Genomic DNA, 25,495 nt, shown 5'->3' with positions numbered 1-25,495 from the left:
TGGTTTCCCCTCCGTCGCTTTCTGAACTATGATAGGGTCTGTGAAAAAATATCAGATCCCGGCAGAAGGCACATTGCAAATGATTCTGGAAGGCATGGTCACCAGTCGTAATCAGGAGGGCGAGTATAATCTCGCGCCGATGGGGCCGCTGGTCGATCAGGAAATGACCCAACTCATCTTGCGTCCCTTCCAGACTTCACGGACCTGTCAGAATCTGAAAGAGACCCGCTGCGGTGTCTTTCACGTCGTCGATGATGTGCTGCTCCTTACAAAAGCCGCCATCGGTCGATTGGAGTCATTGCCGGAAACATTTCCCGCAGAACGGATCGAAGGGGCTGTACTTCAATCCGCCTGTCGCTGGTATGAATTCGAGATCGAATCGATCGATGATTCTGACCTGCGGACCGTCATGCAGGCCCGGGTTGTGCATCAGGGCCGCATTCGTGACTTCTTCGGTCTCAACCGGGCAAAGCACGCCGTCCTCGAAGCCGCCATCCTGGCCACGCGTACGCATCTGATCCCACAGGCCGAGTTATTACAGCAGTATGAGTCACTCGCCGAAATCGTGCGTAAAACCGCTGGTCCTACAGAAACAGAAGCCTTCCGTTTACTGGAAGAATATGTCACCAGAGCGTATGCTGAGTTGCAGTCTTAAATCGTCTTATCCACACTCACGCCAGCTCGGAAATCAGATTCGCCATGTCACCTGAAGTGATCGTCACCACCGGAAGCCGTCTGCACTGGGGACTGCTTTCGCTCGCCCCCCGCACCGGGCGCGAATTTGGTGGCCTCGGTCTGATGGTGGATGAACCCACGCTGGTGCTCTCCGTGAGATACTCTTCCTCGCAGGAAGATCAGATCGCGGGCAGTGCAGGCAGCGCTGAGAAAATTCAGACCGCGCTGCAGGTTCTCCGTAACAGTTCTCCAGACTGGCTCGGCGATCACTGTTTTGAAATCACGGTCCAGTCTGAAATCCCCCAGCACTCCGGCTTTGGTTCAGGGACACAGCTCAGTCTCGCAGTGGCCCGTGGACTGGCAGCACTCATGGACCAAGACGAACTTTCATCGGTCGAACTCGCTCAACTTGTCGATCGTGGCGCAAGGTCTGCCCTGGGGGTTTACGGATTCGACAAGGGGGGATTTCTCATCGAAGCCGGAAAACGGGATTCCGCTGATATCAGTCCCCTCGTGTTTCAGGCTCCCTTTCCGGAACCGTGGCGGATTCTCTTAATCACCCCGCAGGACCAGGCTGGCATCTCGGGAGCCGTCGAAGCGGATGCTATTCAGCAACTGGGGCCGATGCCGGACGCGTTGACGGAAAAACTCTGTCGTCTGGCGCTGATGCAGCTGGCACCAGCGGTTCTGGAACAGAATTTTTCGGAGTTCGCCAGTGGCCTGACAGAATTCGGTCATTTAGTCGGTGAATTCTTTGCACCGGTCCAGGGGGGCGTTCTGGCTCATCCCCGGATGCGGGAACTGGAGCAACTACTGCTCTCGCAAGGAGTTGAGGGTATCGCCCAGACCTCCTGGGGGCCGACATTATCTGTAATCTGTGCGGATGAGGGAGAAGCAGAGAGTCTCTCAAGTCTAATTAAATCAGCAGGTTACGGCGAAGAATGCCTGGCCCGTATCGTCAAACCGTTGAATCAGGGCGCCACACTCGAACACCGGAAATCGGTCTGAACTTTGGATTTTGACTGTGAAGTTTCAGAAACAGGTTGAATTCTCCGTGAGGATTTCTTCGACTATAGTCGAGGGCTGGTATAATATTTCACCCACAGCGTATACCTTTGAGACTGTATTCAATCGAGTAAAAGACGTATGAACTCCAGGCAAAAACAATCGGAAGTATCGCGGCGGGATTTTCTCCGGGTGGGCAGTTTAAGCTTTGTTGGCCTCTCCATGGCCGAGCGGGCCGCCCTCGCAGCGACTCGCAGCGATCGCTCTGAGAAAAACTGCATCCTGATCATGATGACCGGCGGCGCCAGCCAGCTGGAAACCTTTGACCCCAAACCCGATGCACCTGCCGAGATCCGGGGACCTTTGAAAGCGATCTCCACGACAGTGCCTGGTCTGCAGGTGAGTGAAGCCTTTCCGCAACTTGCACAACGAACCGGACAGTTTTCGCTGATTCGTTCTCTCTATCACGATGCCGCCCCGATTCATGAAACCGGTCACCAGTTAATTCAGACCGGTCGCGTCTCACGCGGTTCGCTGAACTATCCATGCTTTGGTTCGGTTGTCGCCCGCCAGTGGGGACCGCGGGGCGATGCGCCACCGTTTGTGGTACTACCCCGTCTGGTACACTCCCTGGGAGTCAATACTTATCGTGGCCAGCAGGCAACCTTCCTGGGCGAAGAGTTTGCTCCCGCCACCACGATTGGAACGAAGTCAGCTTCTACCGAATATGAAATTGAAATCGCCGGCGAGTCTCCGGCCATTCAGCAGCAGTACGGCAAGCATCGTTTCGGCAAGCTCTTGCTCCAGGCTCGGCAACTGGTCGAGCGGGGTACGCGGTGTGTCGTCGTCAATCTGTTTGACGATCTGCATGAGCAACTGACCTGGGACTGTCACGGCACCGGCGCCGGGACCGCAGGGAAAGTTTACGAATACCGCGATTCACTCGGCCCAGCTTTTGACAAAGCCCTTTCCACGCTGCTCGACGATCTGGCCTCCCGCGGATTGCTCCAGGATACACTCGTCGTAGCCACAGGTGAGTTTGGTCGCACACCACAGATCAACGCTTCCGGCGGACGCGATCACTGGCCACATGTCTGGTCGGCCCTCGTAGCCGGCGGTGCGACTCCCGGCGGTCAGGTAATTGGCGCCAGCGATTCGCGGGCCAGCAGTCCCGTTGAGCGGCCCGTCCATGCAGCCGAGCTGACGGCGAGCATCTATCAGCACCTGGGCCTCAATCCTCAGAGCTGCCTGGCACGTCAGGACGATCAGCAGATCAGCCTGGTGGATGCAGCACCAATTGGCGAACTGTTTCAGGGCTAAGCTGCGACTCTGTCAGTTTAAGGTCCTGTAGTTGATCCACTTTCAGGCGGTCTCGGAATCGGGACGTGGCAGATCTTCTGCAAGTACCTTTTCGACTTCCTGCAGACTGCACTGAAAACAGTTGCTGATTTCCTGCGCGGAAAAACCAGCCTGGCTTAAATAGACCATCATCAGTCGTTGTTCTGCACTCGCGGAGAGCCGCCTCCGCTCCTGCTCATACATCAGGATGTCTGGTCCCGCAGCAGATTGATCGGCCGACAGCCCCTGTTGTGCCAGCGCCAGTTGCGTCCGTAGACGATTGATTTCCTGATCCGCTTCCTGCAGCAGTTCGTCCAGCACCCGCAGTCGATCTTCACTGCGGGCCTCCACCTCGCGACCGTAATCGTAGAGTTTGACCTCCAGCTGATTCAGCCGGTTCATCTGGTTCTGTTCCAGACTGGTGAGTTCGCTGCGGGCCTCTTCCAGTGGATCGCGGTTTTTCGATTTGTGCTGTGCGCGAAAGTTTTTGCGAAGCGACCAGGCAATTACCAGGATCAGCACACCCGTCAGAATTGTATTGGTATTATTCAGATCAAACATGTTTGGAAAGTCATCCTTTACTTCCAGACAATACCAGTGAGGAACGCATTCTTTATTTGCGGGCTGTGATCTTCCTGATCAGGGGCCCGCGTCGATTAATGATCGTGATCGTGATCGTGATCGTGATCGTGATCGTGATCGTGATCGTGATCGTGGTCGTGGTCGTGGTCGTGGTCGTGGTCGTGGTCGTGGTCGTGGTCGTGGTCGTGGTCGTGGTCGTGGTCGTGGTCGTGGGGCGCATGTGCACCCGAATCAAATGCGGTTTCTGCAACGCCTTCCAGCAGAAATGCCGCTTCAGCGGCCCGATACACGGTTCGCAACGAAAGCTGATGGGTAGCGGCTAACGCGGCACACGCTTCATATTCGGGAGTAAAAATCGACTGGTAGTTCGGTCCCAGCGACAGTTTCCCGGCGACTTCTCCCCAGGCGGTTTTGACCTGATGGGGTTTACGGGCGCGGATCGCACGTTGTAACTGATGTTTGCGGATGCCGAGCGTTTCGGTTTCTTCAAACAGAATCCCTTCCAGTTGCTCGGCCGAATCCGGTTTGCAGATCACACTCAGCATCACCGCGGGGCGATCCTTCTTCATCTGGATCGACGTACTGTAAACATCCAGGGCTCCCGCTGCCAGCAGCTTCTGTTTGGTATGACCGATGATCTCTCCGGAGATGTCATCCAGATTAGTTTCCAGCAGGGTGACATAATCTGTGTGGGCGGGTGTCGCAACTTCGCCGACAAACAGCCTTAACAGGTTAGCTCGCTCCGGGAAGTTTTTGGTTCCCGCGCCATAGCCGATCTCTTCGATCGTCATCGGCGGAAGCATGCAGAAACGATCGACGAGCGTAGAAACAATGGCAGCGCCGGTCGGCGTGGTCAACTCAGCCTGAATTGGAATGTCCGCCAGCGGAATTCCTTTCAGCAGTTCAGCGGTCCCCGGTGCAGGAACCGTACAGATTCCATGATCGATCTTGATCTGTCCAAAGCCGGTAGGAACCGGGCTGCAGAGAACCTGGTCAACTCCCAGCAGATCAAAGCCGATCGCGACGCCAACGATATCCACGATCGAATCGATGGCTCCCACTTCATGAAAGTGGACTTTGTCGATTGATGAACCGTGTACTTTCGCCTCCGCGCCTGCAATCGCCGAAAACAGCGAGAGGGCCAGCTCGTACTGGCGGGGCGTAAGCTTATCTGACTGCTTCAAAATTGTGACGATGTCACTCAGATGCCGGTGTGCATGTTGCTCGGGATGTTCGATGGTGACATAGGTCGCGTGAAAGCCCCCCTTGATGGTTGAGGAGAACGTCAGTTTCACACCGGGCAGTCCCAGGGAATCGATGCCGGCACAAATCTGATCCGGGTCCACACCCGCATCCACGAGGGCGCCGAGGGTCATGTCGCCGCTGATTCCGGTAGAACAGTCTAAGTAAGCAATCCGCACAGTCAGGTATCCAGGGAAAAAGGGTTAAAAACAGGAAGCGAATTCTAAAGATAACGGGCAGGATCTCCAAGATCAATTCGCTGTCAGGCACCGCTGGAGAAACGGGGTAAGTTTATATCTCACAGCAGGATATCAAGCAGTGGCATCTCCACCCACGTGGGGGAAACGCAGGAATATCGCGGGTTTCGTGCTGCGAGGAAGAAAAGTGCGCCGTGACAGGACGGGCCCTCAACGCTGATAGATGGGCAGGTATTGGTATTCAACCGCCAGAGCAAGCACCGCCAGCGACGTCGCATAGACCTTGCCGGCTTCTTTTTCACTCCCCTTGGTTGCCAGCCAGCTGCCGTCATGTTTCTGCATCTCCAGCAACTGGGGCATGATCGTATCTCGGGTTTTTTTCCAGTACTCGCCCCCCATCTGGAACATCCCGACACTGCAGTAATAAGCCCCGTAGAAATAATAGAATTCATCCGGGTGCAGGGGACGCTGTACGAGATAGTCGCCGGCCTCGAGGGCATCCTTGGTGTGATGCTGCCCACAGATTTCCAGCGCCAGGATTCCGGTTCCCGTCCGCGTTGCACTGGGGGCACCGCCGGGCTGATAGGCAAAGCCCATGTTGTTCCGTCCCCGACAGTGGCGGACATACGCGACCGCTTTGTCGATCTGATCTGCAGAGATATCACAGCCGATGTTCTTCGCCGCACGCAGTGCCAGCAGCTGCCAGCCAGTCACACTCAAATCGCTGTCTTTACTCGTCTGATTATACCGCCAGCCTCCGGCGTTCCGTTTGTCTTTGGGAACATTCTGGGCTGCGACAATCAGTTTCACCGCTCGCTCCAGCACCTGACGACACTTTTTCTCCCGTTCGCCCGTCAGCATTCCGGCCACTTCGGCCAGCATCAGCGTGCTGATCCCATGGCTGTACATCGGCCCGTGACTCTTGTGGTGCACCACCAGCCCGTTATCTGCCTGGTGTGCGAGGACCCAGTCGATGCCTCTGTTGATCTGGTCACCATAAGGGCCCTCTTCGGGCACATACCCGGCCGCCATGAATGCCATGATCGCCAGGGAAGTCGCGGCTGTCGATTCACCATAAGAATTAAACGACCAGGCTCCGGAAGGCTGCTGTGTTTTTGATAGAAACTGAATTGCCCGCTGGATACTCTCATCAGTTTTCTTTTTCTGAGCATCCAGCTCCTGTGCCCGGCAGAGGGCAGGGGAGAGCAGCATCAGCAGTCCCAGCGGGTAAGCGATCAGCCTGAGTAACATTGAATTATCCTGTGATTGAAATCGAACCGGTCGCTTATTTGCTGTCGGATTTCGATTTGGCGATGGCTTCAAAATAATGTTTGATCAAGCGGGCGTATTCGGGATCGGTTCTGCTTTGCGAACCTTGCAGAATCTCGGTATCCAGTTCGCCGGGCAGCTCGCCCCAGTTGCGATTGGACATGGCTTTCAGCTTCATTTCCAGTTTGCTGAAGTCCACATTCGTGCGGGCACCGCCCCCTTCGCTTTCTCCCTGCCCTTTACCGGGGGCCATATTGCGGGAAGCGGTCTGGGACTGCTGACCCTTGCCGGGATCGGAACCCTGCTGGGCTTTCGACTTCAATTCCGTGGCTGCCTGCGAAAGGGATTCCGCTGCCTGTTTGAGGGATTCCGCGGCCTGCTGCTGGGCAGACTGCTTTCCAGCCTGACCCGATTCTGCCGACTGTTGACTCTGATTTTTTCCCTGCTGGCCCTGCTGACTTTCGGAGGATTTCCCATTCTGACCCGATTGGGAATCACCCTGGGCCTGCTGCTGCTCGCCCGATTCGGTTGCTTCCTGTTTCTGGTCGGCTGGATTGGACGAGTCCGGCTGTGACTCGGCATCGCGGGGAGCGGACTGCTGTTGTTCGTTTTGAGCCATCAGTTGATCCAGGGCACTTTTGAATTCGGGGTTCTGCTCCATCTGTTGCTGTGCCTGGCGGAGTTGTTGAGCAGCATCGGTGACCTGGTTGCCGACCTTTTCTGGAACCGGCGAATCATTGGCTTGCTGCTTGCGAGACTGCTGTGCCTGTTGGGCCGCAGCCTGTAACGCCTGGGCCGCCTGCTGCGCCTGTTTCGCAGCCTGAGCCAGGTCTTCCTGTTGCAGATTATCGACCGCCTGTTGCATTGACTGACCAGCCTGTTCGGTCTGCTTGCGACTCTGATCTGCCTGGCGGCTCTCTTTATTCAGTTTAATCGGATCGTTTTCCAACTTCTGCGAAGCCTCAGAGAACTGTCGTGTTAATTCCTGGGTCTGCTGAGCCAGTGTCTGTTGAGAATTCTGGATCGCTGCCTTCCGTGCCTCTTCTGAATTGGAGGCTTCTGCCAGCTTGTTCGCGACTTCACCCTGCAGTTGTGCCATCCGTTCTGCTTCTTCGAGGAACGCATCCCGTTCGGTATTCTGCTGCTGTTCTTTGCGTGCCTGTTGTGCTTCCTTGATTTCATCCGCAATCTGGGCAGCCCGATTTGCAGCCTGGCTCGCTTCGTGGAACTGCCCCACATTGGCCTGCTGTTCTGCCTGGATCGCTTCGCGCGCCATCTGAGCCGCCTTTTGTGTCGACTCTGATTCGGCGCCAAACTTCTGGGCTGTCTCCAGCAGGAAGTTCGCTGCGGCATTCGCCAGATTTCGTTGCTCCTGTTGCAGGGCACGCATCTTTTCCTGAGTCGTAGACTGCGCCTGTGCCCGGGCGGGCTCGTTGCTCATGTTGGTTTCGGCAGGCTGACTGTTCGTAGACGGCTCGTTGTTAGCAGCGGCGGTGGCGGCGTTTTGCGGTGCATCACTATTCGCCGGGGCCGCGGGTTGAGCCGGAGGTGTCGCTGTATCGTTGCCTTGAGGTGCTGCACCCTGTGGGGCCGCTGGTTCAGACGCTTCCGCATCGCGGGGCAGGGGACGACCCGCAGATACCGGGGCCTGCTGCTGCATTGCTTCAGCGAGTTGCTGTTGTGGCTCGACCAGTTGCGATGCCTGGGTGACCAGGGAATCGAGTTGTTTTAATTGAAAGTTGCGGGCAGCATCTACCAGTTCCGGTCGACGATCCAGCAGGTCATCCAGGTCTTTCGTCAGACGGGACTGACGGTGTTTGAGTTCGGCCTGTTCGTTCGACAGCTCCTGCTTCATTTCCGGTGTCAGTTTTAACTGCTGATGCGGATCGTTCTGTTTCTCAGGCGTCTTGTTATCCGCCTGCTGTGGCTCCTCTGGTTTTTGCATCTGCTGTTTGACCGACTCAACCTTGTCGTTGAACGCGAGCATGTCATTCGCCAGGTGATCGGTCTCTTCCGCCAGACGATCCAGATTGTGCAGATCGTTTTCCAGTTCGACCAGTTTTTCATACTGGCGTACCAGGTCATCAATCTTCTTTTCTGTCTGCTGCATGGCGGCGGGTACCGGTTTGAGCTCCTGCTGCGCCTGTTCTCGATTGTCGGCTGCTGCCGCAGATTTCAGTGTGTCGTGGTTTTTGACGAAGTCGTTCCGGGCGAGGTTCTGTGTCTGCTCTGCCAGTTTCTGATAGAGGGGCAGTTCCAGAAATTCATTTGCCACGGTTTCCAGCTGCTGAGCCAGCTTGCGTTCCTGCTTGGTCAGCTCCTGCAAAGACTGTTCATCCTCGGGGGAGAGCGCCTCCTGTTTTTTCTGATCTTTCAGGTCGGCAATCTCTTGCTTGACCTGTTCTTGATGTGTCTTGAATTCCTGCTGAATCTTCTTTAACTCATCCCGCAGTTTCTGCTGCCGGGCCACCACACCTGCCGAAAGCTGCTGCTCTGCATTCTTGTCAATACCGAAGACACGCGGCGTCGACCAGACCACATTCGGCCCTGGAACTTCGCGATTGTCTGCAGCCTTGATGCGATAGGTAAAGATATCCGCCTGGTCGGCCTGGAGTTCTTTGAGATCGATTTTGAATTCATGGTCCACCGTGGACGTTCCCAGCTTGTCGGCGGGGACTTTGACCACGGTCGCTTTCTCGTCCAGTTTCTGAATCTCCAGTTCCAGCTCATTCACGGCATAGTCGTCCAGAACTTTGACAGGAACGGAGAATACCTCACCAGGTTTATAGAACTCCGGCTGATTGTAGAGCGACAGTTCGATTTCCGGTGCGCGGTCCTGAGTGATCTTGACCAGGTGCTCAGAAGTCTGGTTTTTCAGTCCGCCATCCTTGCTGTGAAACTCGATATGAAAGACGAAGCTCTGGTTGCCAACGGGCAGATCCAGTTGTGCAGTCAGCTGATCCTGACCGATATTCAAAGGCTGTTCCTCAACCGGCGGACGTTCGTTGTTCTCTGCACCAGATGCGTAGTACTGATAAAACAGTGTGGCCTGACTGATCGGTCGATCGAACGTCAGCTGCAGGGCGATGTGGCTCTGTTCCATCACGCGGATTTCGCTGGGAAGCACCGTCAGCTCTTCCGCCGCCTGTCCGGTATAACGGGGTGGTGTGATGACCACTCGCGTATCGGTGATCGAGGGGGGCTCCGCCACCTGGATGGCATACTGCTTCGTGCGGCTTGATCCGCTGGAAATTGAGTAGGTAAAACCACTCAACAGTCGCGAAAACTGGGTTGTGTAATGACCGGCTTCCTGATCGAGATCCATCCGGCGTGAGAACGGTTGTCCTTCAGCATCTTCCCAGGCAATCCAGACTTCATCGATGGTTCCCGGCTGTTTGGTATGCCAGTGAGGAGTGGCGATGATCTGCAGGTCCTCACCGCGGGCCACTGTTCCATCTCCCGGTTCAACTTCAAAATAGAGCGAACTGACCGTCGCGAAATTCCCCCAGGGAACAATACTGCGCGAAATCAGCAACTGATAAGCGTCAGGCCAGAACAGGAGCGGTGTCAGGAAGATGATAATGGCAATCCCGGCACTCATCACGAAACGCATAGCGCGATCGGAGGGTACCGAGTCGGTAATATTGAAGTTCGTCAGCGAAGCGATGGTCTCCCGCGCCAGGCGTTCGCGCATCACGGAGGAACTTGTGTCGTCGTGGGCGACGGAAAGTTCCAGAACAGACGTCAGTCGTTCGTTGAGAGACGACTGCGATTCCTCGACAATCGCCGCCAGTTCGATGGGGGTCCGTTTATGAAGGACCCGCCGGAACATTCCAAACCAGAGACAGGCTACCAGCACCGTTAATGAAAATGAGGTCAGAGCAATCCGGGCCGTGTTGTTCAGTGAGAACACAAAATCGAGACTGATCTGCACCGTCACCAGGCAGATCAGAACCAGGATCACAAACCCCAGTCCCCGCAGCAGAGCCAGTGAGCGGATGCGTCGATCCAACTGGCCTAATTGCCGTTTGAGTTCATTGACGAATTGATCTAACTGTCCATCCATAGTCGTTCTCTGAGAGAAGTGGTGATCTGGTCCGGGTTTGCGAGCGATCAGAACCGTCCGGGAATCGAACATCCGGGTTGCAGGCCGGATCGGGAGCCGGAACGGAACTCCTGATATTGTAACAGGAAATTCCGTGAAATAGGGATGAAAAAAGGGTGGGAACCCTAAAAACTTTTAAGGCAGGCCGTTCAGCTTACGCAGAGCCCATTCGACAGTCAGGATTCCCATGATCAGTACCAGAATCAGCCAGTGATCCCAGAGCGAGACTTCGTCCTGGTTGGAGATTTCCTGGTTCAGATTGGGGATCAGCTCCAGCAACTCGTCAATGGTTCCCGGGGTCAGCAGCTTTCCTCCACTCGACTCAGCCATTTCGGTGAGCAGTTGCGGGTTGGAGGCAAGGTTGCCCAACTCGATCGTCTTGACTTCATGCACGAACAGGGGGGTGACAATCTCCTTGTCGCCCGGCTGCTGAGTCGACGGTTTCAGCCTCAGCTCGTATTCTCCCGGATCCAGCTCGGGGAGATTCGCTTCCTGCAACTGCGGATTGTTTTTCTGGGTCTGTAGTTCGAATGAAGCGACGATCTGATCCGGCTCCGCGGCCCGGACGATTTCGACGGTTGATTTAATATTCGGGTGTTCTTTCAGATACTCCTGAGTCCATCGCGCGGTCGCGGTCGCGATTTCGCCGGCGTCGACATCGGTTTTATTCAGACTGAATTTGACGAACTCATTTCCTGCCGAGGCTTTGTTACGTGCGGCCCAACGGGCCATCTGGCCCCAGAAACGATGATGGTAGCGATCTCCCATGCGGAACCGCCAGCGCCAGGTACTGTCAATCCCAATCCAGATGACCTGTCCCGCGCCATATTGCCTGACCACAATCACGCCATCCCGCTCTTCGTTCAACGGCGCGTTAAAGGGAGAGAGACCATAGGCGAGGACCGTTGCCCCCGGTTTGAGTGTCCCCTGCAGAAACCAGAGGTGGCCCGGCAGATTTTTCCAGATATCCCGATTCACATCCGGTGTGGCGTCAAACTGGAACAGTGGCTCCAACTCTCCTTCGGGGGTCAGGGTCAAGTGCATGCCCCGTTCATTGGGGGGAACTTTGAAATTTGCCTGGTTCCAGTCGACGATACTCAGATCTTTCACGGGCAGCAGTTCGTTCAAAGTTTGCGAACGGTGTTGCAGCGGTAGATATTTTTTGCCTGCCAGCAGTACCAGAGTCCCTCCCTGATCGCCGACGAACGCTTGAATCTGCTTCCAGTGTTCTTCCTGGACATGATCGGGCGAGACGTCGCCGATAATGATCAGATCTTTGTCGGCAAACGGCTTTGGCTGTTCTGCATTATTGTCAGCCACCTGGTTTGCTTGCGGAGCGTTGATTAACAGTTGATTCGGAAAGAAGGGCTGCGGCAACAGGCCCATGTAAGGCTGTTCGAACAGCACCTGCTGCAGATCAATCCGCTTGTCCCGTTCCAGGGCGTTGTGCAGGAAACGGAATTCCCATCGCGCGGTCTCTTCCACCAGCAGCACATGCGATTTGTCATCGACGAAATTGATCGCGAAGGTTTTTTCGTTGTTATCCTCGCGTGTTTCTCCCGGAAGAATGTCCGTTTCCAGCCGGTACTCCTGTCGTCCTGGCTTATCGGATCCCAGTTCAAATTCGAGTAACTGGCTCACACCAGAAGACTTGAAGCGTTTCACCGCCAGTTCCTGATCTCCCTGCATCAGTGCCACGCGGACATCCTGTCCCTCAAAACCACTCGTGCCAATGCGGGCTTTGAGTAAAGGTTTGTCGTCTTTGAATGCGGTTTGTGGATAGTCAAGTGCTGATACAGAGATGTCTTTCGGCTGATTCGCCGATCCGAGCAGCACTGGATAGACGGGGACCTTCATCTGCCCCAGTTGTTCTGCAGTCGAGACCGGATCTAACTGGCTGTTGTCGCGTCCGTCAGTCAGCAGGATGTAACCGGAAATGGGAGAGTTGCCAGACTCCGAACCGCTGCCCGCCGCTTTCAGGGCCTGTGACAGATTCGAAAGTTCCATGTGCACCTGGTCGGGAACTTCCGCCAGTGAATTCTCCAGGGTTGTCTGTTCGGTGGGAACCGCATCACCGGCAAACAGGACTAGGTCAATGTCACCTCGCTGTTTTAACTGGTCCAGAATCGGATGGGCGGGATTGGTCAGCAGCTTCTGGGCGATCTCTTTGCGGGACATCTGATCGATCTCGTCAAAAATCGTTTCCAGATTCTCGCGGCGGCTTTCTGCCAGTTGGGTCCGTTTTTCCGGGTTCGCGGTCTCACTCTCTTCGACCCACGCGGGTTCTTCACCCGCTGCATAAGCTGCTTCCCACCGATCGAGTCGTGCATCGATCTGATCGTTGCCAATCATTTTCAGGGCCCGCGCCAGTTGCAGCTTTTCCAGTTTGCTCGCATGGCGGTCCTGCGTATTCATACTGTCCGAAACATCTAACGCAACAATCAGGCGGCCTGTTTTTTCGGTATTGAATGACCAGGTAAGCACTGGCTCGAGGAAGGTGAGTAGAATCAGAATTAAAGCGGAGATGCGGAGTGCAATCAGTGCGTTGCCGATGCCGTGCGAGACCAGTCGCCGCTCGTAACGGAACAGCAGGATGATGCTGACCAGCACCACCAGCACCGCGCAGATGCTGACGATGGTCCACCCGCTCCATTCGAGGCTGTTAAACTGGAAATGCTTTTCCATCAGTAGGACAACGTTCTTTAATTCAGGTTTCTCTGGAAATTATTGATTCTCTTCCGGGAGCGACACATGTCCTCCCTGTACCAGTCGCCGGGTCAGGAACATCTCCCCAACCATCAGTAGTAAAAAGATCAATAATAGAAAACGCCAGAACTCGGTCTCCGACACATCGGAGAACATCAACTGTTTCAGTTCGTCCAGCGTTTTGAAAAAAGTAAAGTGATACGAGTCTGTCAGCGATTTCTGCTCGATTTCTGAGAGTGGCGTCAGATTCGACTCGCTGCGATCAAAGTTGACGACGAATCGATCGGACCTCAGTTCCTGGTTCTGGTCTGATTTTGGATTCAATTGATAGACGCCGGGCAGAGCGGTGTTCGTGCACTGAAAGGTCGCACCATTGACAGCCTGATCGATGGTGCCAACCGCCGGTTTCCCATTGGGATCCAGAAAGGTAAACTGTTCAATGGTCGTCCCACCCGGCACCGGAACCACAATCGGCTCATCGAGTTGCAGGTTGCGGAATACGCGTCCCGAGGAAAGCTCAAATACCGCCTCGTGCAGGAACGGAACATAATCCGGCTTGCTGGGTAGATTATTCCAGTCGGCATCGAGTGACGATGTCATCAGCAGCACACGTCCCCGTGCGTGGTTCATCATCACCAGCAACGGTTTCTGATTGGACAGCCTGGCGATGGACTGGGGGGCTGTCGAAGGACTGGAGTCGGCCGCATCCCCTTGCTCCTCAGCAGGGAGAGCCTCGATATCCAGTAGTGTAAGATCCCACCAGTGATTGAACCGCGCCGCGGTCAAACCGTTGGCATATTCACCGCGAAAACGTTTCAGCCAGGGAGTCTGCAGGCTGTCGGAGTCGATCTGTATCACGTTACCGAATTCAAGACCCTGGGCGGCTTCCTTTGCTTTCAACTCAACGGGGATCAAGCCCTCAGCTTTGAATAACTGTCGCTGGTACTGTTCCGGATCGACCTGGTCCCCCAGAGCCAGCATGACGCCGCCCCCCTGTTGATTGACAAAATCGATCAGAGCTCCCGCCTGCACGTCAGTCAGCGCATCGACGTTTGCCAGGATGACCACCGCCTGGTTTTTCAACAGGTCTGCTGTCAGCTGGTCCTTTTCAATGACCGTAGTCTGAATCCAGGGAGTCCGGTTCGTCGGGGCTGTGAGTGCCAGGTTAGCGAAAAAGACTTCACTGCGGGTCGGGTCGAAACTGGGCGTGCCATCCACCAGGAGCACGGGCAGTGCGCTGGTGACCTGCAAGGCTGCGTCCGAACGGTCATCGCCAGGCAGGTTGTCTGGATCAAGGACGACGCTGATGACGTGCGTCCCTTCATGGTCGAAGCGATGCTGAAACTCGACCGCTGCTTCGCCGTGATTTTCAATTTTGATCGACTGCGTTTTTTCTTTGATCCGCTGCCCGTCGATTTCAAAATAGACCGGGCAGATCAGTGTCGGCTCCGGACCGTCATAACGGATGGTGGTCGAAATGCGGACGGGCAGATTTTTGACGCAGACTTCCCGCGAAAGGGTGAGCTGGTCAACACGCAGATTGGTTTGCAACCCTTCATTTTTTTCGCCGGCAACATTCGTCGCCCAGAGGTCGATCGGAACCGCAGACTGCTGCATCAGATCATTAACCTGGTCCCAGAGCAGGGTATCCTGGGGCGTCCAGCCGAACGCCTGGTCGTCGGTCAGCACGATGATCTCGCGTTCGAGGTTAGATGTCTTCCCCAGGATCTGAATCGCTTTACTGACAGAATTCGCGAGATTCGATTCGCCTGCAGGGGGCGGCAACTCGTTCAACTTCTCACGGACCATCGCAAAATTATGGGTGGGAGATTCGGTCACCAGTCGCGGTTGATGCCGGGCATCAATGACTGAAATCGTGTCACCCGGATTCAGTTCTTCCAGAAAGCGATGCACCCATTGAATGGCTGCGGAGTGAGGCGTGGTTGTTTCCCCTTCCCAGCCCATACTGTAGGAACCGTCGATGACAAAGACGACGTCCCGGGACTGGGTTGAAATGAACTGGGAGAGAAAACCACCGGAAATCCACGGGCGGGCCAGCGCGAACGTGATCAATGCGACCAGCAGCATGCGGATTGCCAGCAGGAGCCAGCCTTCCAGGCGGATCCGTCGTCGCGTGCGGCGGCCCAGTTCCAGAAACTGCATCGCTCCCCATTGCACGACGTCATATTTCTTGCGGCTCAGTAGATGCACCAGTATCGGCAGCGATAATCCCAGCAGGCCGAGAAGCATCATCGGATTTAGGAAATCAAATGTCATGACTGCCTGCTGAGAACGGGTATGGGACTGGAGTTGAGCACGAGGATGGTTTCAAAAGGGAGACAAGCCGCATTATATGGTGAAATCGTTGTAAATGGTATCGCCTGTCTGATTTCCTTTTTCAGGGAGACTTAAGTACAGATTTGTATGGAACCGGTTGGGAATTCCCTGTCCAACGATTATGATGGACTCAACGGCCCTCTGTAAACATGTCCGCCCCCATTTAATTCTGATTCGACCCTCCTGAGAGACCAACGAGGCTGATAGTATGCTGTCCTGTTCTACGAAATTTCTCCCCGTTCTGTTAGTCACGATTTCTCTGTTCTGCAGCGTCCCTGCGATTTCCGCACAGGAAATTCAGCCCAACAAACTGAAGTCGGCTTATGATGTCGTAGTCTATGGGGGAACATCCGGAGGCATTGCAGCCGCGCTTCAGGCACACCGCATGGGGAAAACCGCACTGCTGATCGAGCCGGGAAAACATCTGGGCGGTCTCTCTTCCGGCGGATTGGGAGCGACTGACATCGGCAACAAAGCTGCGATTGGCGGCATCGCCCGGGAATTCTACGGACGACTGGGTACGTATTACAGTCAGGATGATTCCTGGGTTTATCAGAAACAGAGTGACTACAAGAGCCGACGCAAAAATACATCTGAAACCGAAATGTGGACTTTCGAGCCTCACGTGGCGGAAGCGACCTTTGAGCAGATGCTGATCGCCGATCAGGTTCCCTGGCTCAAACAGCAGCGACTCGATCTGAAACAGGGCGTTCAGAAAACAGAGGGACGCATCTCCGCGATCAAAATGGAAAGCGGCCTGGTCGTTAAAGGCAAGGTCTTTATCGACGCGACTTATGAAGGTGATTTAATGGCGGTCGCCGGCGTCTCCTATCATGTCGGTCGCGAGTCCAATGCCACTTACGGCGAAACCTTAAATGGGATTCAGACCCGCAATGCCGTCTTTCATCAGTTCATCAAACCCGTCGACCCCTACGTTGTTCCCGGAGACAAGAGCAGTGGCCTGCTCCCCGGAGTGCAGCAGGAAGGGCCCGGCGGTAAAGACGGAGACGGCGACCACCGCGTGCAGGCTTACTGTTTTCGCATGTGTACGACGGATGTCCCCGAGAACCAGCGGGATTGGGTGAAACCGGAGAATTACGATCCCCAGCGATACGAACTGCTGTTGCGCAACTTTGAAGCCGGCGATCACCGTGTTCCCTGGAACCCGGTTCTGATGCCGAACCGGAAGACCGACACGAATAATAATTTCGCGATCTCGACCGATAACATCGGGATGAACTACGAATACCCCGATGCGGATTACGAGAAACGCGATAAGATCTTCCAGGAGCATCTGACTTACCAGCAGGGACTGATGTGGACCCTGGCCAACAGCCCCCGCGTACCTGCTGAGGTGCAGAAACAGTTCCAAAAATGGAAACCGACGAAAGACGAATTTCAGGAGACCGCAGGCTGGCCCTTTCAACTTTATGTGCGTGAAGCCCGCCGCATGATTTCTGAATATGTCATGAACGAGAAACATTGCACGTCGGAACTCGTCGCCGATGACAGTATCGGTCTGGCCGCATATACAATGGACTCACACAACCAGCAGCGGTATGCCATTGATGGTAAGACGCTCAACGAAGGGGATGTGCAGGTCGGCGTGCCGAACCCCTATCCGATTTCCTATCGTTCCATCCGGCCCCGCAAGTCAGAATGCCAGAACCTGCTGGTGCCGGTCGCGATGGCTGCTTCGCATATCGCTTACGGGTCCATTCGGATGGAGCCTGTATTTATGGTTCTGGGACAGTCTGCAGCAACCGCAGCCAGTCAGGCCATTGATGCTGATTCCGCAGTACAGGATATTGATTACTCCACATTACGAAAACAGCTTCTCCAAGACAAACAGATCCTGATCTGGACTGGTCCGCGAAAGGAACCGCCAATTCGCGTCAAATCGCTGGCAGGTATTGTGGTAGATGATCGAGACGCCCGAAGTTCACTCGGCTGGAAAAAAAGTTCATCTGTCACTCCTTATGTCGGACAGGGCTATCAGCATGACGGCGACACTGATAAGGGAAATCGGAAAATTGTCTTCACTGCAGAGATTCCGCAGGATGGCATTTACGAAGTGCGTGTGTACTACGTTCCCTCATCCAACCGCGCCACCAATGTTCCTTACGAACTGCAGACTGCTGAGGGACCAGTGACCGTTCGTGTCAACCAGCGTAAAAAGCCCGGGCAGGGTAAATATCAGGTGCTCGGGACATTCCTGTTCAAATCGGGAAAACAGGAAATTCTCACCGTTTCGAACCAGGGGACCGATGGGCATGTCATTGTAGATGCCCTGCAACTGGTTCCCCTTGAGTCGAAATAAGAGGAAGCGACAGCAGGCACTCGATGAAAAAGCAGGCACAGCGTTTTTCATTCAGCATTACTGCGAACGGGAAGGTTTCTCATGCGACAGCTTTGTTTCAGGTTCTCTCTCTATTCCTGCCTGATTATTTTCACGACATTATTGACCGCGCAGCAGCTTCACGCGGACGTGTTTACCTACATCAATGAAGAAGGAGCCGTAGTAACCGAGGAAGCGACATTATACGGCTCTGGAAAAGAAGCAGGCGAGATGCTGCACGCGCTGCTCAAGCCGGATGGATCGCTGACTCTTGTTCCACAAGGCAAGATTCAGAAACGGGAACTGAAGGCACCGCCTAAACCCCTGTCCGTCGAACAAATGGCCAAAAACCTCGAGCAGAAGTTCGGCGCGAAAACGTTTCGCTATTACATCGAAAAGCCATTCGTCATTGGCATCGTGCTGGCGGCACCGCTGGATGGTTCGGATCGAACCGAAGTCCGCGTGGAGTCCTTCATGAAAAAAGCGGGACGCTTCATGCACAATGTGGACGTCATCTTCGAAACCTATTCGCGGAAGATGGGGATCGAACTGCAGGATTATGAGTTCCCGATGGCCATGCTGATTTTCGAGTCGGATGACGATTTCGAAAGCTTCGCGAAAGAAACCACCGGCCTGGGTGACGGCGCGTCGAATGTGCTCGCTTACTATTCGGGGATCTCCAATAACCTGATTCTCCGCATGAGTGAATGCAGTTCGTTTGATACACCGCTGCACGAAGCGATTCACCTGCAGACCACCAATCGCGGTGTGGTCAAACGCCTGGCTCCGATTCCCACCTGGTTTATGGAAGGAATCGCAACCGGCTTTGAAGGGGATGGCGACCGGATCAACGTCAGCCCGGAACGGATCAATACGCATTACGCTCTCCTGTCCGGTATCGCGAAGCTCCTCAACTGGGGGGAAGTCGTGGCCCTCAATGGCGTCTTTCAGGGAAGCATCCTTTCCGGGGATGCTTACGTACATGCCTGGGGACTGCACTGGATGCTGGTGACGCAATACCCCGATGAATATGTCAAGTACGTCCAGCACCTTTCGGCCAGGGAACCCTTCGAGGAGTCCTCGCCGAAACAGCGCTACGACGACTTTGTCAAGATTCTGAAAGTCCGTCCTGAATCGCTGCAGCTCCGGTTTAAAGTAGAACTGATTCAGGCAATCCTCAATCAGAAAATCAAGCTGCCGCCGCTCGAAGACCGGACAGTCCATCTGGAAAAACACAAACAGGAAATGGCGATCGTCAAAGTGACGGCGACCGCTTATTCCCGACTCGCACCACCCCGGATTGAAGGCTGGCTGCAGAACATCTCACCCTTTCGACCAATGACGTTTCACGTCACGGTGCAGACCGATGCCGGCACTTACGCCGAATGGTATTTGCCCGAAGTCGGAATCCGCCGCAAGGTCAAGTTGAATCCGCAGATTGCCAGACAGTTGATGAGGGGCGGGCAGGGAGGTCAGTGGAAGACGTACCATGTCGAAGTCGAATCTGCCTATCCCGGTAGTGAGACCGCTCAGGCCTGGGCTGCAGGAAGACTGCCGGTACCTGTTGTGTCGCGACGCGTTGAGATACAATCAGGTAACTGAACCCATTCGTAATCTTAAAGGACGAACGATGAAACTCTCCCTCTCGGTGCGGATCGCGGAAGCCGCCTGCAAAACCAGATTGAATATCTCCTTTGCGGAACTGGCGCAGATGGCCGCAGATCTGGGGTATGCGGCTCTCTGTATGCGAGCCAGCGTCGTGGGGGTGCAGAGTTCCGATGAGGAACTTCAACAGGTGAAATCGATCGTCGATGCTGCCGGTCTGGGGATCTCCATGATCACCGCCGACATGAATATTCCCCAGAATAATGATCAGTCCCCGCAGGCTCTGCAGGATTTCGAACCGACGCTGCATGTCGCCGAAATGCTGGGGAGCCCGCTGGTTCGGGTCTGCCTCAAACAGGAGTCCGATATTGCACACGCCCAGAGGGCCTGCGATCTGGCGGCAGAACGGGGTGTGCAGCTGGTACATCAGTTTCATCCTGCCTGTCTGTTCGAGGAACTGGAACGCTCGATCGAAGTCTTAAAGCAGATTGATCGTCCCAATTTTGGCGTGATCTATGAACCGGCCAGCCTGCTGATGTGCGGACAGCCTTATGGCGAATCCGTCATGCGGCAGATTCTACCCTGGCTGAAAAACGTCTATGTGCAGAACCTGGTGATTACTGAGGACGGGCCCGATCACCTGGAGACCTGGTGCCTGGGAGACCGTCCTTTTCAGTTGCTTCCCTACTGGGATGAGAGCGGTCGTGGAATCAATTTTCGCGAGGTGCTGGCAGGATTAAATGCGGTGGACTATGATGGCTGCTTCACCATCCATCAGGCGGAAGGTATTGTTACCGCCGACGATGCTCGCAATTATGCGGCTCGCTGTAAAGAGTGGGTGGAATCGCTCAACTCCTGACAGATTCAAAGATGGGAATGAAGAAAGCTTTTGTCGTCAGTTTCGAACAGTTGCCCGCATTTCTGCTGGGCTGTTACGGGCATCAGTGGATTGAAACACCTAACTTCGATCGCCTGGCGTCCCAGTCTGTAGTCTTCGATCAGCATTTTGCGAACGATCTCACCTCTCGTGGTAACACGTTTCCCTGGTGGACGGGACGGACTGTCCCCGCTCAAGACGATACCGCAACAACAAAAACGGACTGTTTCGTTTCGCATTTGAAAACACAAGGCGTGCTTTCAACGTTGCTGCTCGAAACGGAAGCCGATGTCGGTCGCACCGCATCCATGCGTGAGCAGGAGCCTTTCTTTGATCGATTCGATGAGATAAAAACGGTAACCGGAAAGAACGGTTATGAACTCAGCGAAGCGGATTCCCCATTCGCGCAGTTGATTCAGAATGCTCTCGAACAGCTGCCCAACTGGATGGCATCGCCCGACGATCAACTGGTCTGGCTTCGTTCAGAAGGAGTGCCTCCACTGCCACTGGCACCGGAATTCTATGCCACGCTCTATCTGGATGAAGTCCTCGATCAGGGAGACGATACAGAGGAAGAGAGTGAGTTCATCGCGGTTGAACATCCGCTAGAGCCTGCAGAAGAGGATGATTCTGAGGAAGAGCTGGATGATGACCTTGATCTTGAAGAGGACGATGACTGGGAAGAACTGATTAGTGCTGTCGTCGCCCTGTTTCAGAGCCCGGAGGAGTGGGGGGATCTGGATGATGACGAACGCCGGATGGCGCGGGCCGTCTACGCAGGCTACGTCACACTGCTCGATCAGTGGCTGGGACGCTTCCTGGATTCCCTGCTTGATTACGCAGAACAACACTCCATTTTATTGATCGTCACGGCGGCACGCGGTAGCAGTTCGTTGCTCGGTCCCGTACGAGACGTGGAAGACTGGGGATTGTTCGAAGAAACCACGCACGTCCCCCTGTTGATATTTGATTCCGGGAATCAGCAGCAGGGGAACCGACGCCAGTTCCTCTCACAATCGGCAGATATACCCGCGACATTGTCAGCCTGGTGGAGCCTCGGATCTGCAGAAAATACGGTAGGGGGAACGGACCTCCTGGCGCTGATTGCAGGTCAGGAAGACATGTCGGAACCGGTCATTCACGCTGCCAGCGAGGAGGCGGTTGCAATTCGTACCCCGGAATTTTATTATCTCCAGCGCCGAAACCAACAGCCTTCTGTCGCAGAGCACGAAACGCATCCCCTTCCGGAGACAGCACCAGTTCAGCTCTATCAGAAACCTTCAGATCGCTGGGACGTCTACGAGCAGCATTCACAGCACCCGGAGACGGTGGCTGCGTTTACAGAACTGCTGAATACAAAACAGACCGGAAGCACATCATGAAGATCTATCATAATCCCCGCTGTGGCAAGAGCCGCCAGACACTCGCCTTGATTGAAGAGGCGGGTATTGAACCAGAGGTCATCGAGTATCTCAAGACTCCGCCCACGGCTGAAGAACTCGATGCCATCCTGAAGAAGCTCAAAATAGAACCACAAGAGTTGATGCGGAAGAGTGAAGCGATCTATAAAGAACTCAAGCTGGGAGAGCGAGAGCTGAGCCGTGATGAAGCAATCGCTGTCATGCTGGAGCATCCCAAGTTGATCGAACGGCCGATTGTCGTTCAGGGACGTAAAGCGGTCCTGGGACGCCCCCCTGAAAACGTGAAAGAACTACTGTAGGAAATATTGTCTACAGATTACGGCCGACGAGTAGACCAATCGCGAAGGTCAATGCACCAAACGTCAGCAGCAGAATGAACCAGGTGCCGGTAGGTAATTCAAACCGGGCACTCCGTTTCAGTTTTCCCTTCTTTTTTTCGGCCAGTACGTTCGATGCCCGCTGTTGTGCGAGACTGGCCAGGTGAGACAGCTCTGCTTCATGGTTCACGTCCGTGACATCAGTCACAGCCACATTCTGCTGGCTGACCGGAGTGATGGGCGTCTCTGGTGTCGGGTGCGAGGCAGGTGCTTCAACCGGTTCGGGGGCAGAGGAAGTTTGCACCGATTTAACGGGAATCGCCTTAAACGCTTCTTCAGGAACAGATACCGGCTCCTTCGAAGTGGATGTTTTAGCCTGGCTCTGAAGTTCGAGCTGCTTTTTCTCAAGGGTCACATTACTGCCCAGGGCGGCTAACTCATCCAGGGCATTCGCCAGTTCAGCATCCTGCAGATCCAGCTTGGGCTGAGGTAAAGGGACCACTTCTCCATCCAGGCCGGGGACGCGTACCGACATTCCGCAGGTCGGACAGTCTACAACATCACCCGCTTTGGAGCGGGAAATCCCCATGAGTTGATCACAGTGCTGGCAGCGAAATTTGATCGGCATCTTCAAATGTTTTTCAGTATCAATATCGTAGAACTGGTAACGACCGTCAGATTGCGGTTTCAGCCTCTGATCCGTCGCCCCTTTTGTTCTGCAATCCCCTTTTACAGACTGCATGTCCCTGCCTGTAAAGTTCGTTATAACAGGAGTTTATGGCGGAAAATCAGTATCTCTTCCCCAGTAGAGGATATTAAATGCTGATTCTTCTGTTATAATCATAGACAGAGCGGAGTACAGAATAAATCCATGATCTGGAACAAATTCCGAAGTTCTGAATTCTTGGAGAGTTAACACAAGAGGCCTTGAAGTGGATGTAGAAGAATTTCTGAAAAGGGATGTTAACCGACGACAGTTTCTGGATCGCAGTGCGCGCAATGCAGCCGGAATGGCTGCGGGCGTCGTGGGACTGGCCAGCAATATGGCTCTGGCAGATTCCGCTCCCAATGAACGCGTCGTACTCGCCGGGATCGGGATGCGGGGGCAGGGGAAGTTTCTGACCTCCAGTATGGCTGCCTTTCCGGATGTCCACATCAAGACGATCTGTGATGTGGATGAAGCCGTCATTCCGGCTGCCGTGAAATCCATCGAAAAAGAACAGGGGACTCCGCCGGGAGTTGTCAGCGATTTTCGTAAGGTGCTCGACGATCCCGAAATTGATGGCGTCGTGATCGCCACACCCGATCACTGGCACGCCATGATGGCGATCATGGCCTGTCAGGCTGGTAAAGACGTCTATGTAGAAAAACCGGTCTCACATAATCTGAACGAAGGCCTCAAAATTATAGAGGCGGCCCGTAAGCATCAACGCGTGGTCCAGTCCGGCATCCATCAACGCAGTGGATCACATTTTCAATCCGCGGTCGAATTCGTACAGAGCGGAAAACTGGGCGACGTCAGACTGGCCAAAGCCTGGATTATCCATCGCCGCAAATCGATCGGTCGGAAGAAAGACATCGCGGTACCGCAGGGCGTCAATTATGATCTCTGGCTGGGACCTGCTGCCAGCCGTCCGTTCAATCCGAACCGCTTCCATTATAACTGGCACTGGTTCTGGGATTACGGAACTGGCGAAATGGGAAACTGGGGCGTCCACATGCTGGACATCGCCCGCTGGGGACTCGGCGTCGATCTACCCGAACGAATTTCTTCTTCCGGCGGCAAGTACTTCTTCAACGACGATCAGGAAACACCTGATACCCAGGTCGTGCAATACCACTATCCGGGCAAAACGCTTGTCTGGGAGCATCGACTCTGGAGCGTGCATGGAATGGAAGGTCGTAACGCGGCTGCCGCATTCTATGGCGATAAGGGAACACTGGTCGTCGACCGCGGAGGCTGGAAGGTCTATGATCAAAAAGACGCAGCCACCTCCGGCACCAGCGATCAGGCGATAACCCATCACCGGAATTTCATCGACTGCATTAAGACCCGCAATAAGCCAACGTCGGACATCGAGATCGGCCATGTTTCCAGTGCGCTCTGTCACCTGGGGAATATCGCTTACCGGGCGGGGCAGGAGATTGAATTCGACCCGCTGCAGAACCAGATCATTGGCAATCAACAGGCACAGTCACTGCTGGGACGGGAATACCGCCGTAACTGGGAACTGCCCCAGGTCTGATGACTCAGCAGATCCACTGATTATTGAAAACGAAAACAGCTTCCCGACAGTTGAGACTGCCAGGAAGCTGTTTTACTTTGAGTCCACCAGAAGCGAACTGGTTTATTGCTGTGTTCCCACCTGCTGGAACATGTCGGTTGTGGTGTTCAGACTGTCTCTCCCTCCGGAATGGAAGAAGTCAGACAGTTCCACAATCGCGGGACCGAGCAGGAAGATGTAAATCGCAGGCATCAGACAGAATACGGTCGGGAACAGCAGTTTGAATGTGGCCTTGTTGGCTTTCTCGTCCGCCCGCTGCTGCAGACTTTCACGCATGTTATCACTATATTCCTGGAGGGCCGAAGTCACGTCTGTTCCCATCTGATCGGTCTGGATCAAGAGGGCCGCAAACGAGTGGACTTCCGGTACATCGATACGCTTACTGAAGTTAGACAGCGCCTGAGTGAAGGTGCCGATAGAGGCCTGCTCCATCACGATTTTCAGTTCCTGGGCCAGCGCCGGATACACCTTCGCCAGTTCCCCGATAATTTTCTTCAATGCGTGTGGTACGGTCATCCCCTGGGAAACACACATGTTAAGCATGTCCAGCATGTCGGGAATCCCCTGTTCAATTTCACTACGACGGTCAGATGCCTGACCGCTGATGAACAGGAAGGGAACCGCCCAAGCGAGGATTGGTACCAGCAGCAGACCGAGTAAAATCGGAATTTCGAATCGCTCGGGAGCGACAAGCAGCAGGATTCCGAAGAACAACATGGTACCCAGAATGGAAACATAACGAATCGCAGAAAAGTTCTGCAGGGCATGTGGCTGGTAGTAACCTGCGGCCTGCAGTTCTTTTTTCGTCTGGGCTCGTCGTCCTTCCGATTCTGGCATCATTTCCGACAAAGCGGGAGTTGCCGACCCGAAGACATAATCATCGGTGCCCATCGAGGGAACATCACCGGCTTCGATCGGAGGTAGCCCCTCTTCCTGACCATTCTGATATGGATTGTCAGAGGAAAATAACTGACGGTGTTCCCAGGTCACAGGAGCGGCGCTCGAGGAAGAGGCTGAAGGAGAATAAGTCTCCTGCGGCTTCGTCTCGACCACCTCTTCAGGTTGTTGTTCCGGCTTCTGACTCCGCCGTCTGCGGATGATGCGGAACAGCATCCACAGAATGATGGCACCACAGAGTGCATAAAAAACGGTAATGGTTGTTGGTGTAAACATATTCTTACCCTCGCCAGTTTCTG

General features: G+C 54.6%; 17 protein-coding genes. 9 read left to right on the top strand and 8 right to left on the bottom strand.

Features of this window, described 5'->3' with window-relative positions:
• Positions 1–40: 40 nt before the first annotated feature.
• The 3 genes from FYZ48_RS14440 to FYZ48_RS14430 all read left to right on the top strand — a co-directional run bounded on the left by FYZ48_RS14440 (position 41) and on the right by FYZ48_RS14430 (position 3,000).
• The gene (locus FYZ48_RS14440; protein ID WP_242022660.1) at positions 41–655 is read left to right on the top strand and encodes a DUF447 domain-containing protein; all 615 of its coding nucleotides are present in this window, start codon (positions 41–43) and stop codon (positions 653–655) included.
• 44 nt (positions 656–699) lie between these two features.
• Positions 700–1,683: a beta-ribofuranosylaminobenzene 5'-phosphate synthase family protein gene (locus tag FYZ48_RS14435; protein WP_149341530.1), complete on the top strand. Its 984-nt coding sequence runs from the start codon at positions 700–702 to the stop codon at positions 1,681–1,683.
• 189 nt (positions 1,684–1,872) lie between these two features.
• The gene (locus tag FYZ48_RS14430; protein WP_242022658.1) at positions 1,873–3,000 is read left to right on the top strand and encodes a DUF1501 domain-containing protein; all 1,128 of its coding nucleotides are present in this window, start codon (positions 1,873–1,875) and stop codon (positions 2,998–3,000) included.
• 42 nt (positions 3,001–3,042) lie between these two features.
• Here the strand turns inward: FYZ48_RS14430 and FYZ48_RS14425 are convergent, their stop codons facing one another.
• The 6 genes from FYZ48_RS14425 to FYZ48_RS14400 all read right to left on the bottom strand — a co-directional run bounded on the left by FYZ48_RS14425 (position 3,043) and on the right by FYZ48_RS14400 (position 15,396).
• Positions 3,043–3,579: a hypothetical protein gene (locus FYZ48_RS14425; protein ID WP_149341525.1), complete on the bottom strand. Its 537-nt coding sequence runs from the start codon at positions 3,577–3,579 to the stop codon at positions 3,043–3,045.
• Positions 3,580–3,674: 95 nt separating this feature from the next.
• Positions 3,675–5,021 carry a nickel pincer cofactor biosynthesis protein LarC gene (gene larC / locus FYZ48_RS14420; protein ID WP_149341523.1) on the bottom strand — a complete coding sequence of 449 codons (1,347 nt, stop codon included), beginning with the start codon at positions 5,019–5,021 and terminating at the stop codon, positions 3,675–3,677.
• A gap of 228 nt (positions 5,022–5,249) precedes the next feature.
• The gene (locus FYZ48_RS14415; protein ID WP_145037231.1) at positions 5,250–6,290 is read right to left on the bottom strand and encodes a prenyltransferase/squalene oxidase repeat-containing protein; all 1,041 of its coding nucleotides are present in this window, start codon (positions 6,288–6,290) and stop codon (positions 5,250–5,252) included.
• Between the two features lie 34 nt (positions 6,291–6,324).
• Positions 6,325–10,374, bottom strand: coding sequence for a DUF4175 family protein (locus FYZ48_RS14410; RefSeq protein WP_149341521.1), 4,050 nt, complete (start codon positions 10,372–10,374; stop codon positions 6,325–6,327).
• A gap of 174 nt (positions 10,375–10,548) precedes the next feature.
• Positions 10,549–13,098, bottom strand: coding sequence for a hypothetical protein (locus FYZ48_RS14405; protein WP_149341519.1), 2,550 nt, complete (start codon positions 13,096–13,098; stop codon positions 10,549–10,551).
• A 39-nt stretch (positions 13,099–13,137) separates the two neighbouring features.
• The gene (locus tag FYZ48_RS14400; RefSeq protein ID WP_149341517.1) at positions 13,138–15,396 is read right to left on the bottom strand and encodes a BatA domain-containing protein; all 2,259 of its coding nucleotides are present in this window, start codon (positions 15,394–15,396) and stop codon (positions 13,138–13,140) included.
• A 268-nt stretch (positions 15,397–15,664) separates the two neighbouring features.
• On the opposite strand from FYZ48_RS14400, the gene FYZ48_RS14395 reads away from it, so the two are divergent.
• The 5 genes from FYZ48_RS14395 (at position 15,665) to arsC (ending at position 21,996) form a co-directional block, all read left to right on the top strand.
• Positions 15,665–17,776 (top strand): FAD-dependent oxidoreductase, encoded by a 2,112-nt coding sequence (locus FYZ48_RS14395; protein ID WP_149341515.1) that lies wholly within the window; start codon positions 15,665–15,667, stop codon positions 17,774–17,776.
• A gap of 81 nt (positions 17,777–17,857) precedes the next feature.
• Positions 17,858–19,396, top strand: a complete 1,539-nt coding sequence (locus tag FYZ48_RS14390; RefSeq protein WP_149341513.1) for a DUF1570 domain-containing protein — start codon at positions 17,858–17,860, stop codon at positions 19,394–19,396.
• A 28-nt stretch (positions 19,397–19,424) separates the two neighbouring features.
• Positions 19,425–20,258, top strand: coding sequence for a sugar phosphate isomerase/epimerase family protein (locus FYZ48_RS14385; RefSeq protein ID WP_149341511.1), 834 nt, complete (start codon positions 19,425–19,427; stop codon positions 20,256–20,258).
• 17 nt (positions 20,259–20,275) lie between these two features.
• Positions 20,276–21,658 carry a sulfatase-like hydrolase/transferase gene (locus FYZ48_RS14380; RefSeq protein ID WP_187782027.1) on the top strand — a complete coding sequence of 461 codons (1,383 nt, stop codon included), beginning with the start codon at positions 20,276–20,278 and terminating at the stop codon, positions 21,656–21,658.
• The gene (gene arsC / locus FYZ48_RS14375) at positions 21,655–21,996 is read left to right on the top strand and encodes an arsenate reductase (glutaredoxin) (protein ID WP_149341507.1); all 342 of its coding nucleotides are present in this window, start codon (positions 21,655–21,657) and stop codon (positions 21,994–21,996) included. Before FYZ48_RS14380 ends, arsC begins: the two co-directional genes overlap by 4 nt.
• A 10-nt stretch (positions 21,997–22,006) precedes the next feature.
• On the opposite strand, the gene FYZ48_RS14370 is transcribed toward arsC, so the two are convergent.
• Complete coding sequence (locus FYZ48_RS14370) at positions 22,007–22,756, bottom strand: zinc ribbon domain-containing protein (RefSeq protein WP_149341505.1); 750 nt, start codon at positions 22,754–22,756, stop codon at positions 22,007–22,009.
• Positions 22,757–22,946: 190 nt separating this feature from the next.
• Between FYZ48_RS14370 and FYZ48_RS14365 the strand changes: the two genes are divergently transcribed.
• Entirely contained in the window at positions 22,947–24,260 is a 1,314-nt protein-coding gene (locus FYZ48_RS14365; protein ID WP_149341503.1) for a Gfo/Idh/MocA family oxidoreductase, read from the top strand.
• Between the two features lie 102 nt (positions 24,261–24,362).
• Here FYZ48_RS14365 and FYZ48_RS14360 read toward each other — a convergent pair whose 3' ends face one another.
• Complete coding sequence (locus FYZ48_RS14360; protein ID WP_149341501.1) at positions 24,363–25,472, bottom strand: type II secretion system F family protein; 1,110 nt, start codon at positions 25,470–25,472, stop codon at positions 24,363–24,365.
• Positions 25,473–25,495: the final 23 nt, after the last annotated feature.

Source organism: Gimesia chilikensis, assembly GCF_008329715.1.
GTDB classification, from domain to species: domain Bacteria; phylum Planctomycetota; class Planctomycetia; order Planctomycetales; family Planctomycetaceae; genus Gimesia; species Gimesia chilikensis.
This window is presented reverse-complemented; position numbering and strand designations above follow the sequence as displayed.